The sequence below is a fragment of the Amycolatopsis sp. NPDC028719 genome (assembly GCF_055565395.1).
Genome location: NZ_JBVHUL010000002.1, coordinates 680,043 through 694,055 on the forward strand (window position 1 = coordinate 680,043; position 14,013 = coordinate 694,055).

16 protein-coding genes are annotated in these 14,013 nt (G+C 72.2%); 10 read left to right on the plus strand and 6 right to left on the minus strand.

Annotated features, from left to right (window positions below; all coding sequences use genetic code 11):
• Window positions 1-339: 339 nt before the first annotated feature.
• The 4 genes from ACZ4TR_RS11180 to ACZ4TR_RS11195 form a co-directional block, all read right to left on the minus strand.
• Window positions 340-528 carry a hypothetical protein gene (locus ACZ4TR_RS11180; protein ID WP_465286892.1) on the minus strand — a complete coding sequence of 63 codons (189 nt, stop codon included), beginning with the start codon at window positions 526-528 and terminating at the stop codon, window positions 340-342.
• Window positions 529-787: 259 nt separating this feature from the next.
• Window positions 788-2,491, minus strand: coding sequence for an LTA synthase family protein (locus tag ACZ4TR_RS11185; RefSeq protein ID WP_465286894.1), 1,704 nt, complete (start codon window positions 2,489-2,491; stop codon window positions 788-790).
• Between the two features lie 115 nt (window positions 2,492-2,606).
• The gene (locus ACZ4TR_RS11190; RefSeq protein WP_465286895.1) at window positions 2,607-3,002 is read right to left on the minus strand and encodes a PPOX class F420-dependent oxidoreductase; all 396 of its coding nucleotides are present in this window, start codon (window positions 3,000-3,002) and stop codon (window positions 2,607-2,609) included.
• Window positions 2,999-3,901 carry an NmrA family NAD(P)-binding protein gene (locus ACZ4TR_RS11195; RefSeq protein WP_465286896.1) on the minus strand — a complete coding sequence of 301 codons (903 nt, stop codon included), beginning with the start codon at window positions 3,899-3,901 and terminating at the stop codon, window positions 2,999-3,001. Before ACZ4TR_RS11195 ends, ACZ4TR_RS11190 begins: the two co-directional genes overlap by 4 nt.
• Before the next feature lie 207 nt (window positions 3,902-4,108).
• Between ACZ4TR_RS11195 and ACZ4TR_RS11200 the strand changes: the two genes are divergently transcribed.
• From ACZ4TR_RS11200 to ACZ4TR_RS11230, 7 genes are all read left to right on the plus strand, one after another.
• Window positions 4,109-4,303, plus strand: a complete 195-nt coding sequence (locus ACZ4TR_RS11200) for an antitoxin (protein ID WP_364527058.1) — start codon at window positions 4,109-4,111, stop codon at window positions 4,301-4,303.
• A 75-nt stretch (window positions 4,304-4,378) separates the two neighbouring features.
• Entirely contained in the window at window positions 4,379-5,551 is a 1,173-nt protein-coding gene (locus ACZ4TR_RS11205) for a VanZ family protein (protein WP_465286897.1), read from the plus strand.
• Between the two features lie 99 nt (window positions 5,552-5,650).
• Entirely contained in the window at window positions 5,651-6,037 is a 387-nt protein-coding gene (locus tag ACZ4TR_RS11210; RefSeq protein WP_465286898.1) for an STAS domain-containing protein, read from the plus strand.
• 92 nt (window positions 6,038-6,129) lie between these two features.
• Window positions 6,130-6,525, plus strand: a complete 396-nt coding sequence (locus ACZ4TR_RS11215; protein ID WP_465286899.1) for an ATP-binding protein — start codon at window positions 6,130-6,132, stop codon at window positions 6,523-6,525.
• Window positions 6,518-8,146 carry a PP2C family protein-serine/threonine phosphatase gene (locus ACZ4TR_RS11220; RefSeq protein ID WP_465286900.1) on the plus strand — a complete coding sequence of 543 codons (1,629 nt, stop codon included), beginning with the start codon at window positions 6,518-6,520 and terminating at the stop codon, window positions 8,144-8,146. The genes ACZ4TR_RS11215 and ACZ4TR_RS11220 overlap by 8 nt, the downstream gene beginning before the upstream one ends.
• A complete protein-coding gene (locus ACZ4TR_RS11225) occupies window positions 8,143-9,213 on the plus strand; it encodes a cobalamin B12-binding domain-containing protein (RefSeq protein WP_465286902.1) in 1,071 nt (356 codons plus the stop codon). The genes ACZ4TR_RS11220 and ACZ4TR_RS11225 overlap by 4 nt, the downstream gene beginning before the upstream one ends.
• Window positions 9,210-9,563: an STAS domain-containing protein gene (locus ACZ4TR_RS11230; RefSeq protein ID WP_364527074.1), complete on the plus strand. Its 354-nt coding sequence runs from the start codon at window positions 9,210-9,212 to the stop codon at window positions 9,561-9,563. Before ACZ4TR_RS11225 ends, ACZ4TR_RS11230 begins: the two co-directional genes overlap by 4 nt.
• Window positions 9,564-9,690: 127 nt before the next feature.
• Here the strand turns inward: ACZ4TR_RS11230 and ACZ4TR_RS11235 are convergent, their stop codons facing one another.
• The gene (locus ACZ4TR_RS11235; protein WP_465286903.1) at window positions 9,691-11,763 is read right to left on the minus strand and encodes an MMPL family transporter; all 2,073 of its coding nucleotides are present in this window, start codon (window positions 11,761-11,763) and stop codon (window positions 9,691-9,693) included.
• Between the two features lie 74 nt (window positions 11,764-11,837).
• Between ACZ4TR_RS11235 and ACZ4TR_RS11240 the strand changes: the two genes are divergently transcribed.
• The 3 genes from ACZ4TR_RS11240 to ACZ4TR_RS11250 all read left to right on the plus strand — a co-directional run bounded on the left by ACZ4TR_RS11240 (window position 11,838) and on the right by ACZ4TR_RS11250 (window position 13,252).
• Window positions 11,838-12,290 carry a MarR family winged helix-turn-helix transcriptional regulator gene (locus ACZ4TR_RS11240; RefSeq protein ID WP_465286904.1) on the plus strand — a complete coding sequence of 151 codons (453 nt, stop codon included), beginning with the start codon at window positions 11,838-11,840 and terminating at the stop codon, window positions 12,288-12,290.
• Window positions 12,291-12,413: 123 nt separating this feature from the next.
• Window positions 12,414-12,539 (plus strand): hypothetical protein, encoded by a 126-nt coding sequence (locus ACZ4TR_RS11245; RefSeq protein ID WP_465286905.1) that lies wholly within the window; start codon window positions 12,414-12,416, stop codon window positions 12,537-12,539.
• A gap of 281 nt (window positions 12,540-12,820) precedes the next feature.
• A complete protein-coding gene (locus ACZ4TR_RS11250) occupies window positions 12,821-13,252 on the plus strand; it encodes a hypothetical protein (RefSeq protein ID WP_465286906.1) in 432 nt (143 codons plus the stop codon).
• 63 nt (window positions 13,253-13,315) lie between these two features.
• Here ACZ4TR_RS11250 and ACZ4TR_RS11255 read toward each other — a convergent pair whose 3' ends face one another.
• Window positions 13,316-13,942, minus strand: a complete 627-nt coding sequence (locus tag ACZ4TR_RS11255; protein ID WP_465286908.1) for a DUF4360 domain-containing protein — start codon at window positions 13,940-13,942, stop codon at window positions 13,316-13,318.
• Window positions 13,943-14,013 lie beyond the last annotated feature (71 nt).

Genomic DNA, 14,013 nt, shown 5'->3' on the forward strand with positions numbered 1-14,013 from the left:
ACGGTGACGGGAACCAGAGTCTGCGGGGCAGCAGACGTGCATGAGCGTCCCTCCCAGCGGCACCCGGCGTTGACAGCCCCCACCTCACTCGCCAGGGGTTCCGGCAAAGTCGCGGTTCGGCCGCCTGGCTTCCGCCGCTGCCGTGCACCTGGTCCCCAGCCCACTCGTCCGCGCCTGCAGTCTGGACGTCGCGAACCCGGCTTGGGCGGGTTCGGTGTGCCTCCGCCTCGGCAGGGCCCGCCTCGACCGCCGCAGCCGGATCCAGAGGTCTTGAATGAGTCATTCAAGACGTTCGACTGGGTCCGTGAGGGACCGTCAGGGAAACCGGGAACGCGGAAATCAGATTTCGTCGACCTGGTAGGCGACCACCCGCGCCGGGACGAGCAGCGCCCCGGTGCATTCCGCGACCGCCGAGCCGAATCCGTACGGCACGAAATCACCGGCGACGAACCAGAACGCGGTGCCGTTGGCGCAGTGCGCGAGCACGCGGTACCCGTAGCCTTCGCCGGGGAAACAGCTGACCGACACGCCTTGCCCGAAGAGCGTTCCGTAGCGCTCGCCGAAGCAACCGGGTGGCGCATGACCACTCCTCAGCACAGCGAACCTGACATTACCGAGCCTGGAATTACGCAAGCATTACCGGCAATTCATCGGGCCAGTGAATGCGAGCGCAGCGGAAAGTCACGACGCTGCTCCATCCGGGCTAGCCCGCCACCCTGGACGGATGGCGGGCGGCCACGCGATTCCGGAATGGCTGACGCAAACCCCGATCCCGGCCCGGGTGGGATCAGCGGGCGAACGCGGTCAGGAACCGGTCGCGGAAGGAGTCCATCTTCCAGACCGGGGCCTGCGCGGCGGGGTGCAGGCCGTCGGTCCAGCCCCAGCCGGAGATCCGGTCCAGCACCTTCGGGTCCTTCGCCACGATCGTGATCGGCACGTCGCGCACCGCGCCCTGCGGCGTGACCACCGGCGGCTGGTGGTCGCCGAGGAACACGAGGACCAGGTTGTCGTCGCCGTAGTGCTGGACGAACGAGATCAGCGTCCGGAGCGAGTAGTCGGTGGCGTCGCGGTAGGCGTCGCGGATCTTCGCCGGGTCCTTCCAGACCGACTCCGGCGCCTCCCCCGCGCCCGGCTGCGGCGCGAAGACCGACCCGTCGCCGACCTGGTCCCAGTCGACCAGCCAGGGCCGCGGCGACCACGGCGCGTGGCTGGAGACGAGGTCGACCTCGGCCATCACCGGCTGCTGCGAGGACTTCGCGAGCTCGTTGCGCTGCAGCATGGAGAACGTGTACTGGTCCGGCATCGTGGCGTAGGCGAACCCCGGGCCTTGGTAGCCGATGTTCCGGAAGTCGTAGTAGGCGTCCGGGTGGTAGAACCGCTGCCCCTCCGGCCAGTCCTTGGTGTGCGCCGGGACGTCCCAGACCGTCTTCCAGCCCGCCTTCTGGAAGGCGCCGCCGAGGGTCAGCCGGTCGCTGTCGAGGAGGCTGTTGTACCGCTGCTGGTTGTCGATCCACATGCCGGACTCGACGGTGGAGTGCGCGAGCCAGCTGCCGCCGCCGAACGTCGAGGACGACAGGAACGCGCTCTTCGCGCCGATGCCGGCCGCGCGCAGCTGCGCGGTGCCCGCGTCGAGGGTCGCGCCGATCTTCGGCGCGAACCCCGGGTCGTCGAGCGCGACGCGCCCGTAGCTCTCCACGAACGTCAGCACCACGTTCTTCCCGCGCAGCCCGGTCAGCAGCTGGTCACCCGGGGTGTGCCGGAACGCGTCCTCGGCGGCCAGCTCGCCGAACGGCCGCTGCTCCCGCAGGTCCGTGCTCACCTGGCGCAGGTCGTCGTAGGCGAGGGCGGCGGCGTTCTGCGCCGCGACCGGCTGCCCGGGCGCGATCTCGACGCCGAACACCGAGCAGACGATCCAGATCACGCCCAGCACGGCCACCACCCGCGTCGAGCCGGTCCGCCGGCCGGCCGCGATCCGGGTCAGGCGCAGCATCGCGAGCACCATGAAGGCGACGATCGCGATCGCGAGGACCACGGCACCCGCCAGCGCGGCGTACGCCCCCACCTCCCCGATCTCCCCGGCGAGGAACTCGACCCCCGCGGTGAAGAAGCTCCAGTCGTAGATCGGGTCGAACGGCTTCTCCAGCGTCGCGTAGAAGCCCGTGTCGAGCGCCTTCAGCACGGTGAGCAGGCCCAGTACCAGCCCGACCAGCACCGCGCCGACGCCGCGCGCCCGCGGCGGCAGGACCAGCGCGAACGCGGCCACGATCAGGCCTTCCACCGGTACGCGGACCAGCATTTCCGGCGAGAACGAGTTGAGGTCGTCCGGCGCGAGGAGCGCGAACAGCACGAGGAGCGCGGCCAGGACGGTGAGCACCACGCTCGCGACGGCGTGCCGCCGGGCGGCCCGGGGCAGCCCGAAGTCGGGCAGTGGTGCACCCGGGGTGCGGCGGCGGGCACGCCGCGGCAGCGGCAGACCGGTGGTTCCCATCATGGTGCGGCCTCACATCACGGTTCACGGGTCGGCCGCCGATCCCCTGCGGCGGGGACGGCGGTCTCACCGCATATACGGTGCGCGGCGGCGCAGGGTTCACGCCGCCGCGCACAGCTCACGCCGCGGGCGGCCAGAGATAGAGCTTTTCCGGGACGATCCGGACGATCAGCCGCTGCGCGTCCGGTTCCGGCGGCGGGGTCTTCCCACCCATGTACCGGTCGTACATCTCGTGCAGCAGCACCTTGTCCGGGTCACCGGTGACCTCGACGCGGCCGCGGATCTCCACGTACCGGCCGGGGTTGCTCGTGACCAGCAGGCTGACGCGCGGGTCGCGCCGCATGTTGCGGGTCTTCAGCCGGCCTTCGATGGTGCTGAACACGACGCTGTCGCCGTCGCGCTTCACGAAGATCACCGACGACTGCGGCCGGCCGTCGGCGTTCGCGGTGGCGAGCACCGCCGTGTGCGGGCCGTCGAGCACTTCGCGGGCGGCGGCGGGGAGGGGCGGGGTCATCGGGAGGTCCCTTCTGAAAGCCATCGGGCAAAGGTCAGCAGGCCGGGGTGGAGCTTCCGGGTTTCCGCCGGATCCCGGGAGCCGGCATGAACCGGCTCGAAGTACCGGGTGAACCGGAACATGTTGGCCAGCGCGGCGGGGAGGACGTCCGGCGGAACGTCGTCGAACCGCACGGGTTCGCCGAGGGAGGCGGCGAACCCGGCCGCGAGCTCGGCGCCGGTGAGGTTCTCGCCGGTGACGCTCACCGTCGTCCCCGCCAGCTCCGGCCGGCGCAGGATCGCGTGGGCGCAGCGGCCGATGTCCGCCACCGCGATCCCCGGCAGCCGCGCGGGTCCCAACGGCAGCGCCAGGGCCAGGGCGCCGTCCTCCCCGCGGCGCGGACCGCCACCGTCCAGGAAGTTCTCCCAGTAGAACGCGGTGCGCAGGAACGTGACCGCCATCCCCGCGAACTCCGCGTCGGCCGCGGCCTTGGCGTCGTAGTGCGGGACGCGGTAGCCGCCCGGCAGCAGCGGAACCCGGTCGTCGGCGAGCGTCCGCGTGTCCTCGAAGGTCGACCACACGACGTGCGCGACGCCGGCGTGGCGGGCCGCCGCGGCCATCGTGGTGGCGTGGGCGGTTTCCCGTTCCGGCTGGTCCTGGGCGGCCGTGACGCAGAAAGCGCCGTACGCGCCGGCGAAGGCCGCCTCGACGGAGCCGGGGTCGTCGAGGTCGGCGGTCACGACTTCGGCGCCCAGCCCGGCCAGTTCTTTCGCGCGCGGCGAACCCGCGTCGCGCGTGATGGCCCGGACGGCGAACGGGCCGTCCGGATCCGCGGCGATCGAGCGGACCAGCCCGCCGCCCTGCCGCCCGGTGGCGCCGATGACGGCGACCACCCGTTTTTCGTCGATGGAAGTGCTCATGCCCGTACCGACCGGGCCCGGGCGGGAAAGGAATCGGTCGTTACCCGGGCTCACCGGTTCCAAACGCGTGCCGACGGCTTTCACCCGGGAAAGGGCCGGTATTACCCACGACAGGTGAGTGCTTGCGGCCATTCGGTTGCGGGCCGGTTGTGCTGGTGTTCTCCTCGGAGGGTCCGAAGATCGGCTTACTGTTGGAGGCCTGACGCGATGAATCTGTTCGACAAGGCGAAGGAAGCGCTCGGGAACAACCCGGACAAGGCCGACCAGGGTGTCGACAAGGCCGCCGAGGCCGCCAAGCAGCGCTTCGGCGACCACGCCGACAAGATCGACCAGGGCTCGGAGAAAGCGAAGGACTTCCTGCACAAGCAGGGCGGCGGCCAGCAGGACGCGCCCCCGCAGTGAGTCCCGGCCGGTGATCGCCCAGCCGTCCGGGGGAAGCACGCTTCGCTCCCCGCTCGGCTGGGTACCACCGGCTCCGTGGTCGCCACCTACCTCGTCCCCGTCCGGACGGCCCTCATCCTCTTCCCGTTCCTCGTGCTGGCCGTCATGCTCCCGGCCGCCTTCGTCAGCTACCGCCGGCGGGGCCGCGCCGGCGGCTGGCCGACGTTCGTCTTCTACGCGTTCCTGTTCTACCTGCTGGCGATCGCCACGCAGACGGTGCTGCCGCTGCCGGCCGACCCGGCGTACTGCGCCGGTCACACGTACGCAAGTTCTCCGCAGTTGCGGCCCTTCTACTTCGTCGAGGTGGTTTCGCAGCGCGCCCGCGGGCACTGGAGCCCCGTGGCGCTGCTGCACAACCCGGCGGTCTGGACCACCGCGCTCAACGTCGTGATGCTCGCGCCGCTCGGGTTCTACGTCCGCTACGCGCAGCGGATGCGGATCGTGCCCGCGGCGCTGATCGGCTTCGGCGTGTCGCTGTTCTTCGAGCTGACGCAGCTGACCGGCCTGTGGTTCGTCTACCCGTGCCCGTACCGGCTGTTCAGCGTCGACGACCTGATCCTCAACACCGCCGGCGTCGTCGTGGGCTGGCTGGTGGCCGGTCCGCTCGGCCGGCTGCTGCCCTCGCCGGAACCCGAGCACGACCGGCGCCACTACGCCGCGCGGGTCACGTTCACCCGGCGACTGTTCGCGCTGGCCACCGACCTGCTCGGGTTCGCCGCGCTGCTCGGCTTCCTGTTCGGCCTGCTCACGCTGTTCGGCGAAGACCTCGAGCACCGTGACACGCCGGTGGTGATCCTCGCCCTCGTCTGGTTCGTGGTGCTGCCCGCGGTGACCGGGTCGACGCCCGGGAAGCGGGCGATGCTGCTGCGCGTGGCGCGCCGGGGCCGCCGCCGTGCCGGACCCCTCGCGCTGCTGGTCCGCAACGGCGTCCTGCTCTCGCCGCTGTGGCTCTCGTGGATGCTGCTGGACGTGGACCACTGGGACCTCGGCAGTCACCCCGAACAGCTGCTCCTGCCCGTCGGGCTGGTCGCGTCGGTGTTCGTCATCGGCGTCTGGACGCCGCTGGCGGTGCTGCTGGACGGCGAGCACCGGGCGCCCTACGAACGGCTGACCCGCACGGTCAACGTGGCCATCGTGGATCCGGCCGTCCCCGCCCCGGAACCGGCGGCCGAACCGCCCCGGCCGGACAAAGTCCTTAAAGGACTGTGACGGGACACCGTGCTGCCCGGGCCAGGGGGCGCTGGTAGATTCCGTCGGGAGCAGGTTGAGCCGCCAGCCCGCGCCCCGATCCCCCATTCTGGAGCGTGCATGACCACCGACGCACTGCGGCCTCGGCAGCGGTTCTCCGGTGACGGCTGGTCCGTGGACATCCACGAGGACGGCGACCTGGAGATCTGCACGTTGCGCGGCGAGTTCGACTTCGCGGTCTCGGCGAAGCTCGCCGAGGTGCTTCCGGCCGATTCCGGCGCACGCCGTGTCCTCCTGGACATGACCGAGGTGGAGTTCTGCGACTCCAGCTGCCTGCAGATCCTGCTGCGGCTCGCCGCCCGGCTGCGCGAGGCCGGCGGCCGGCTGGCCGTCGTGTCGGCCGTGCACGCGGTGGTCCGGCCCATCGAGCTGCTCGGCCTCGGCGACGTCATGCCGGTGCACCCGAGCCTCGCCGCGGCGCGCGCCTCCTGGGGCGAAGAATCATGACGGCCTCCGATACCCGTGTGGGCGGGACCGGATCCGGGCATGAACAAGGGGAGGGCTTCTCCCCGGAGCCCGGCAAGGCGGAGGAGGCGGACATGAACCTGAGAGGCATCCGGCACGAGCTCGGCATCACCGCCGAGCTGACGGAGCTGGCCAAGGTCCGCCACTGGGTCCGCACGGTCCTGGGCGGGCTGCCGGCCAACGTCGTCAGCACCGCGGTCATGGTGGTCGACGAGCTGACGTCCAACGCGCTGCGCCACGGCCGCGCGCCCTACCACGTGCGCCTGCTGCCCGGCGCCGCCAAGCTGCGGATCGAGGTCGACGACGGCGGGGGCGAGTCCGCCCGCCGCCGGGCGCCGTCCGACCAGGGTGGCCGCGGACTCCTGCTGGTGGAGCGCTGCGCGGCGGCGTGGGGCCAGCTGCGGCGCCCCAGCGGCAAGACGCTGTGGGCCGAGCTGGTCACCGACGACCCCACGGGCGCCTGTGGCTGACCCGGTGCGCACCGCGCGAAGAGCCCCCGGCATCGGCGACCGGGGCTGGGCCGCCGCCCCCGTGGCCGCTGTCTCCGCCGACGCGGACGGCGTGGTCCTCGCGCTCAACGAGGGCGCCCGCACGCTCTTCCCCACGGCCGAGCCCGGCTGCCCGCTGGCCGGCACGGTGGCGGATTGGCTGGCCGAAGCACACGACCGCCGCGCCGGCGAGGTCGTCCGCGGCGAGGTCGGCGAGCAGGCTTTCGCGGCCCACCCGATCCCGCACGGCGAGGCCGTGACGTGGTGGCTGGTCGACGAGACCGACGCCCGCGCCGCCCGGGACGCCCTGGCCCGGGAGCAGGAGCGGACCGCCTTCCTCAGCGACGCCTCCGCCGCGCTGCTGGGCTCGCTCAACCTCGAACGCTGCATGGAGGTCGCGGCCCGGCTCGCCGCCCAGCACCTCGCCGACGCCGCGCTGGTCCTGGCGCCCGGGACGAGCGGGACCTACCCCGCCGTCTCCTGCGTGCGCGGCGAGGAGCCGACGCGGTCCCGGCTCGAGATCAACCCGGAAGAGCTGCCCGGGCTCGGTGAGGCGCTCCAGGGCTTCCCGCCGGTGCCGTCGCGCTGGCTCGACCCGGACGCGGCGCCCGGCTGGGTGCTGCCGGCCGGGTTCGGCCCGGTCGGTTCGATCGTCGTCACGCCCCTGCCCGGCCACGGCGTCCCCGCCGGTGCCCTGGTCCTGCTCCGCCGCGGCGAGCGGGCCTCCTTCACCGGCCAGGAAGAGCTCTTCGCCCGGCTGTTCGCGGCGCGGGCCGGCGCCGCGATGTCGGCGGCGCGGGTGTTCGCGCTGCAGGCGTCGATCACCGACACACTGATGCGCGAGCTGCTCCCGCCCACCCTGGAGCAGCTCGGCGGCGTCGAGTTCGCCGGCCGCTACCGCCCGGCCCGCGACGGCGAGCGGATCGGCGGCGACTTCTACGACGTGCACTCGGCGATCGACGGCGAGGGTGACGAGTCGCTGGCCGTCCTCGGCGACGTCTGCGGCAAGGGCCTCGACGCGGCCGTGCTGACCGGGAAGATCCGCACCACGCTGCGGGCGCTGCTGCCGATGGCGGGCGACCACCAGGGCCTGCTGAAGCTGCTGAACCGCACGCTCGCCGACCGCCGGGACGCCCGCTTCGTCACGCTCGTGCTGGCCTCGGCCCGCCGGGAAGGCGCCACCGTCCGGCTGCGCGTCACGAGCGCGGGCCATCCGCCGCCCGTGATCGTCCGGGCCGACGGCCGGGTCGAGGAGGCCGACACGCACGGCAGCCTGATCGGCGTGCTGCCGGACATCGAGTCGACCAGCGCCGACATCACGCTCGACCCGGGCGAGACGTGCCTGCTCTACACCGACGGGATCATCGAAGCGCGGGGCGGGCCGCTCGGGGACGCGATGTTCGGCGAGGACCGGCTCCGGCAGTCGCTGACCGAATGCGCGAACATGCCGGCCGACGCCGTCGTCGAGCGGATCCAGATGCTCGCGTCGCAGTGGATCGGCCGCGGCACCCACGACGACATGGCCGTGCTGGCGATCACCGCGCCGCGCGGGCAGCACCTGGCCGCGGTCGGCGGCCACGGACGCGGAAGGTACACGGCATGAGCACCCCCACCCGCACCCCCGGGGTGGCCGAACACGCCGAACGGCTCTGGGACGCCGTCACGACCGGCGACGAGTACGCCGCCGGCGACGTCGTGGTCCAGGCGCTCGGCGAAGGAGCCGACCCGGAGAGCCTGCTGCTCGACGTGATCGGCGCGGTCCAGCGCAAGGTCGGGCAGGAATGGGCGGCCAACCGCCTCACGGTCGCGCAGGAGCACGCGGCGACCGCGATCAACGACCGCGTCATCGCGACCTTCGGTTACGTGCTGAAGCGGCCGGAGCCGCACCTCGGGCGGGTCACCGTCGCCTGCGTCGACGGCGAGTGGCACGCGATGCCGGCCCGGCTCCTCGCCGAGGTGCTGCGGCTGCGCGGCTTCCGGGTCGACTACCTCGGCGCGCAGGTGCCCGCCCCGCACCTGGTCGCCCACCTGCACCGCACCGGGCCGGACGCGGTCGCGCTGTCCGGGTCGATCGCCACCCGGCTGCCGACCGCGCACGCCACGATCACCGCGTGCCAGGCGGCCGCGACGCCGGTCATCGCGGGCGGCGCCGCGTTCGGCCCCGACGGCCGCTACGCCCGGCTGCTCGGCGCGGAGGCGTGGGCCCCGGACGCGCGCTCGGCCGCCGACCGGCTGACCGAGCCCCTCCCCCGCCCGCAGGTCGGCCACCAGCCGCTCGACGACCTGCCGCACCTGGCCGATCAGGAGTACACGCTGGTCACGCGCAGTTCGGGCCGGCTCGTCAAGTCGGTGCTGGCCGGCCTGGAGGAGCGCATCCCGGCGATGCGGACCTACACCGACCTGCAGCGCCAGCACACGGCCGAGGACCTCGCGCACATCGTCGAGTTCCTGGCGACGGCGTTGTACGTCGGCGACAGCGAGCTGTTCACCGGTTTCCTGGGCTGGACCGCCGGGATCCTCACCGCGCGGGGTGTCCCGGCGGCGTCCCTGGTGCCCGCGCTCGACCTGCTCGAAGCGGAGCTGCGTGACTTCCCCCGGGCGACCGACCTGCTCGGCACCGCGCGCACGCACCTGACAGAGCAGGCCGCCGGATCGGGGCTGTCGGCATGACCGGCGGGCTGACGTGCACCTGGACGGCCCCGGACGTCGCCACGGCCCGCGTCGCGGTCGTCGGCGAGCTCGAGTTCGCGACGGCACGGCTGCTGCTGCAGCTGGTCACCGACCGCCTGGCCGAGCACCCGGAGGTGCGGGAGGTGCGGCTCGACTGCGCCGAGCTCGCGTTCTGCGACTCCTCCGGGCTGTCCACGCTGCTGCTGGTCCACCGCGCGGTGACCGGCGCGGGCTCCCGGCTGCACCTGGACAACCGGCCGCCCGCACTCGACCGGCTGCTGACCCGCACCGGGACGACGGCGTACCTCACCGGTGAGGCCGCCGACTCCCGAGCTCGCCGCGACTCCTAGCCGGCCGGGGTGCCGGACGATGGCCCCGGCACGCAGTGAATGACTCATTCCTGGCGTTGGACGCCAGGAATGAGTCATTCACTGCAACCGGAGGAGGTCGGGCGGCCGCTGGTCGGGCGCGCGGACGTCAAGCCGGCGATTTCGCGGCCTTCGCCAGCGCGGAGGGCCACCAGATGCGCCGGCCGACGTCGACGGTCAAGGCGGGAACCAGCAAGGACCGCACCAGGAACGTGTCCAGCAGGACGCCGAACGCGACGATGAACGCGATCTGGGCCAGGAACAGGATCGGGATCACCGCGAGCGCCGAGAACGTCGCGGCGAGCACCACCCCGGCCGACGTGATCACGCCGCCGGTCAGCGACAGCCCGCGCAGCGTGCCGTCGCGCGTGCCCCGGGTGAGCGCCTCCTCGCGGACCCGCGTCATCAGGAAGATGTTGTAGTCGATCCCCAGTGCCACCAGGAAGACGAACCCGAACAGCGGCACGACCGGGTCCGCGCCAGGGAAGTCCAGCAGGTGGTTGAACACCAGGGCGGACACGCCCATCGTCGCCGCGAAGGACAGCACCACCGTCGCGATCAGCAGCAGTGGTGCGAGCAGCGACCGGAGCAGCAGGACCAGCACGAGGAAGATCACCAGCAGCACGATCGGGATGATCAGCGCGCGGTCGTGCTCCGACGTCTTCTGCGTGTCGAGCTGGATCGCCGTCGGGCCGCCGACTTTCGCCTCCGCGCCGGGAATCGCGTGCACGGCGTCGCGCAGCTTGCCGACGGTCGCGACCGCCGCTTCGGAGTCCGCCGGATCGTTCAGCACGGACAGGACCTGCACGCGGCCGTTCACGACCTTGGGCTGCCCGTCCGGGCCCGGCAAGGGGAACGACTGCGCGATGCCGTCCATGGTGGACGCCTTCAGCACGGCGGGCAGTGCGCCGGCGTCGGCGATCGTGATCGCGGGCGCGCCGAGCCCGCCCGGGAAGTGCCGGCCCAGGACGTCCTGGCCGGTGCCGGATTCGACCTGGGTGAGGAAGACGTCGGACTGCGCGGTGCCGGACGCCTTGAGCTGCGGCAGGAACGCGACGCCGACGCCGAGCACGAGGGCCGTCACCACCCAGACCGTGCGCGGCCGGCGGCCCACCAGCCGCGCGACGCGGCCCCAGATCCCGGCCGTCTCCGGGTGCGGCGAGCCGAGCGCCGGCTTGAACGGCCAGAACGCGCCACGGCCGCACAGAGCCAGGACTGCGGGCAGGAACGTGGTCGACGCCAGCAGCGCGGCGCCGATGCCGATCGCCGCGACCGGGCCGAGGCCCTTGTTCGAGTTCAGGTCGCTGAACAGCAGGCACAGCACGCCGAGGATGACGGTGCCCGCCGAGGCGGCGATCGGTTCGAGCGTCGCGCGCCAGGCGAGCTTCAGCGCGTCGAACCGGCTCGGCGTGTCCCGCAACTGTTCCCGGAACCGCGCCACGAGCAGCAGCGCGTAGTCGGTCGCCGCGCCGAACACGAGGATCGAGAGGATGCCCTGGCTCTGGCCGTTGAGCGCGAGGACGTCGTTCTTCGCCAGCAGGTAGACGACGAGGCTGGCGAGCCCGAGCGCGAACACCGCCGAGAGCAGCACCAGGAACGGCAGCAGCGGGCTGCGGTAGACCGCGATGAGGATCAGCGCGACGACGCCGCCGGCGACGAGGAGCAGGATGCCGTCGATGCCGCCGAACGCCTTCACCAGGTCGGCGATCTGCCCGGCCGGCCCGGTGACCAGCACGGTGAGCCCGGCCGGGGCGCCTTCGAGCTGCGCCCGGACCTCCTTGACGACGTCGGCGGGGTTGCCGTCGGCGAGGATCGGCACGGCCAGCTGCACGGCCTGGTCGTCCCGGGGCGCCTGCTGCGGCTTGCCGAGCGGGCCGACGACGCCGGGGATACCACCCAGCTCACGCGCCTTGGCGTCGAGGAAGCGGCGGTCGTCGGCGGTCAGGCCGGTGGTGCGCTCGGCGACGACGGTCGCGGGCAGCACCTGACGCGGGGTGAAGGCCTTCTGCTCGTCGGAGACCTCGGTGGCCTCGGCCGAGCGCGGCAGGAAGGCGGCGTTGTCGTTCTTCGCGACTTCGCTCAGCTTCCCGGCGAACGGCCCGCCGAACCCGCCCAGCCCCAGCCAGGCGATCACCAGGAGGGCGGGGATCAGCCAGCGGAGCCGGCGCGGCTTGTCGTTCATGGTCGCTAAGGTCCTTTCGAGGGCGAACACGCCCAATTGTTCAGCAAGCTGAACATTCTGCACGACGACCCGGAGTGACGGTGAGCACAACCCCCGAACCCGACCTGAGCACCTGGCCCACCGGCCGGTTGCTGGCGGTGGCCGCGCGCCTGGTCGAGCACCGCTGGGCGGCCGTGCTCGACGGAATGGGACTCACCCACGCGGGGCTCATCGCCCTCCACACGTTGCGCGACGGGCCGCTCCCCCAGCGCACGCTCGCCCAGCGCTGCCAGGTGACCGACCAGACGATGAGCCGCACGCTCGACCGGCTGGCCAAGGCGGGGTTCGTCACCCGGACGCCGGACCCGGCCGACGCGCGCCGGCACCTGGCGCGGCTGACGACGCGCGGCCGGGAGGTGCACGAACGGGCGGTGCGGGCCGAACCGGCGTTGCTCGGCGTCCTGGGCGAGGACGACACGTTCCGCGCCGGGCTGCTGGACGTGATCACCCGGCTGTCCGCAGAGGATCGAGACCAACCGGTGACCTGAGCGGCCACGCCCAGGCAGACGGGCGTTCGCGAGGCGCGGGCCGCCGCCGGAACCCGCTACCGTGCCGATCCCGGCGGTTCATCTCGCGCGGGCGTGGGTAGGTCTTCTTCCATGTGGATCGCGGTGAGCACCCCAGTCGCCCTCCTGATCGCCACCGTCCTGATGGAGCGGTTCGAGCGACGATGCGGCGTGCTGCCCGCCGCGAACGCCGAACCGGCCGAGCTGCCGGCGTCTCGCGCCTTCGACTGACTCCTCGCGCCTCGCAAGTTTGTTGACACACAGAGGCTGATCACCGGACGAGTGGCCACGCGAGCTGAAGGGCACCTTCAGCCGCCCGGGCGCGCGTCGCCTGGCCGCAGCCGACGGATTCGGACGCGCGACACCGGCCCTCGTTCGTCCCTTGTGGACGGTCGGTGGCCCTTCCCGGCTGTGATCCACGTCTCACTCCGCTACGTCGAGAACCCCGGGCCCACCCTGGGGCGACTGACGTAGCAGATCCGGCGAACTCCGGATCGAGGGAGGAGGACACCATGCGCGGCAAGTCCACCCGCACGGTGATCGGCCTGGCCACCGCGGCCGGGCTCGTCACGGCGGTGAGCATCGGGATCGCCGGCGGTGCGTCGGCGCAACCGGGGACCACGGAGGGGACCATGACGAACGCGAACCACGAGGAGCCGCCCCAGGGCGCCCGGGCCACCGTGCGGGTGAGCCCGAACCCGACGACCCAGCGCGGCCAGGAAGTGACCATCACGGGCGACTGCGGGGGCGGAACCGGGCTGAAGTCCGTGCTCGGCGGCTTCCCGGAGCACCCGGCACTGGAGAACATCCGGATCGTCGACGCCGGGCCGGAGCACTTCGTCGCCAAGGCGACGGTGGCACCGGACATCGGCAACGGCGTCGGTCCGGTCTTCGTCGACTGCGGCGGCGAAGCGGGAGTGACCCTTCTGGTCACGCACGTATAAGGCGAACGGCCCGCTCACCGGAGCCGTTCCGATGAGCGGGCCGTCCGGTGAACTCCACCGAATTCAGCAGTCCTTCCACGCGAAGTGGTAAATCGTGTCGACACTCGCGTGCTCGGAATCCATTTCGATGTAACTCGTTCCGGAGGAGGTGCCCGCGTCCGCCCGCAGTTCCGCATTGATGTTCAGGTTGCGGTCCTCGCCGCACGGGGCGAACACCAGCGCCGCGACGTCGGTGGTGTCGCTCGCCCGCCACACGCCGTGGAACGGGCCCGGGTACGTGTGCCGAACCCGCGCGGTCGGTGACGTGCCGGCGAAGTAGTAGTTGGCCTGCTCGAGCGCGCTCGCCCCGCTCTCGATGTGCGCGAAGCCGCGGTACTCGACCCCGGCGATCGCGTACGTGAACCCTTGGGGTACATGGACGAGCACGTTGATCTGGCAGTTCTTCCGGGCGTCGAGCGCGGACGCGCCCCCGCCGGCCTTGGCGGTGAAGTTCGTGTAGTGCACCGTGAACGACGTGTTGTCGGACGCGACTTCGGCCGACGCCGTGGCGGTGCCGGCCGGGCAACCGGACCCGTTGATGGTCTTGACGTCGAGCGTGATCCTTTCGGCCGGAGCCGATTCCGCCACGGAATCGACGGGTGCGGCGACGGCCGACAGAATCATTCCGGCTACGACCACGATACCGAGCATGACGCTCCTCCAAATGGGCCACGGTGCCTTTTTGATCACGATGATCGCGCGCGGAACGGATCGTAGCGCGG

Bases quoted from the DNA above. Each gene is read 5' to 3' on its own strand.
- ACZ4TR_RS11250 (WP_465286906.1), top strand. From the start codon at position 12,821: ATGCGCGGCAAGTCCACCCGCACGGTGATCGGCCTGGCCACCGCGGCC.
- ACZ4TR_RS11215 (WP_465286899.1), top strand. From the start codon at position 6,130: ATGAACCTGAGAGGCATCCGGCACGAGCTCGGCATCACCGCCGAGCTG.
- ACZ4TR_RS11210 (WP_465286898.1), top strand. From the start codon at position 5,651: ATGACCACCGACGCACTGCGGCCTCGGCAGCGGTTCTCCGGTGACGGC.
- ACZ4TR_RS11235 (WP_465286903.1), bottom strand. From the start codon at position 11,763: ATGAACGACAAGCCGCGCCGGCTCCGCTGGCTGATCCCCGCCCTCCTG.
- ACZ4TR_RS11190 (WP_465286895.1), bottom strand. From the start codon at position 3,002: ATGACCCCGCCCCTCCCCGCCGCCGCCCGCGAAGTGCTCGACGGCCCG.
- ACZ4TR_RS11185 (WP_465286894.1), bottom strand. From the start codon at position 2,491: ATGATGGGAACCACCGGTCTGCCGCTGCCGCGGCGTGCCCGCCGCCGC.
- ACZ4TR_RS11255 (WP_465286908.1), bottom strand. From the start codon at position 13,942: ATGCTCGGTATCGTGGTCGTAGCCGGAATGATTCTGTCGGCCGTCGCC.
- ACZ4TR_RS11230 (WP_364527074.1), top strand. From the start codon at position 9,210: ATGACCGGCGGGCTGACGTGCACCTGGACGGCCCCGGACGTCGCCACG.
- ACZ4TR_RS11200 (WP_364527058.1), top strand. From the start codon at position 4,109: ATGAATCTGTTCGACAAGGCGAAGGAAGCGCTCGGGAACAACCCGGAC.
- ACZ4TR_RS11225 (WP_465286902.1), top strand. From the start codon at position 8,143: ATGAGCACCCCCACCCGCACCCCCGGGGTGGCCGAACACGCCGAACGG.
- ACZ4TR_RS11195 (WP_465286896.1), bottom strand. From the start codon at position 3,901: ATGAGCACTTCCATCGACGAAAAACGGGTGGTCGCCGTCATCGGCGCC.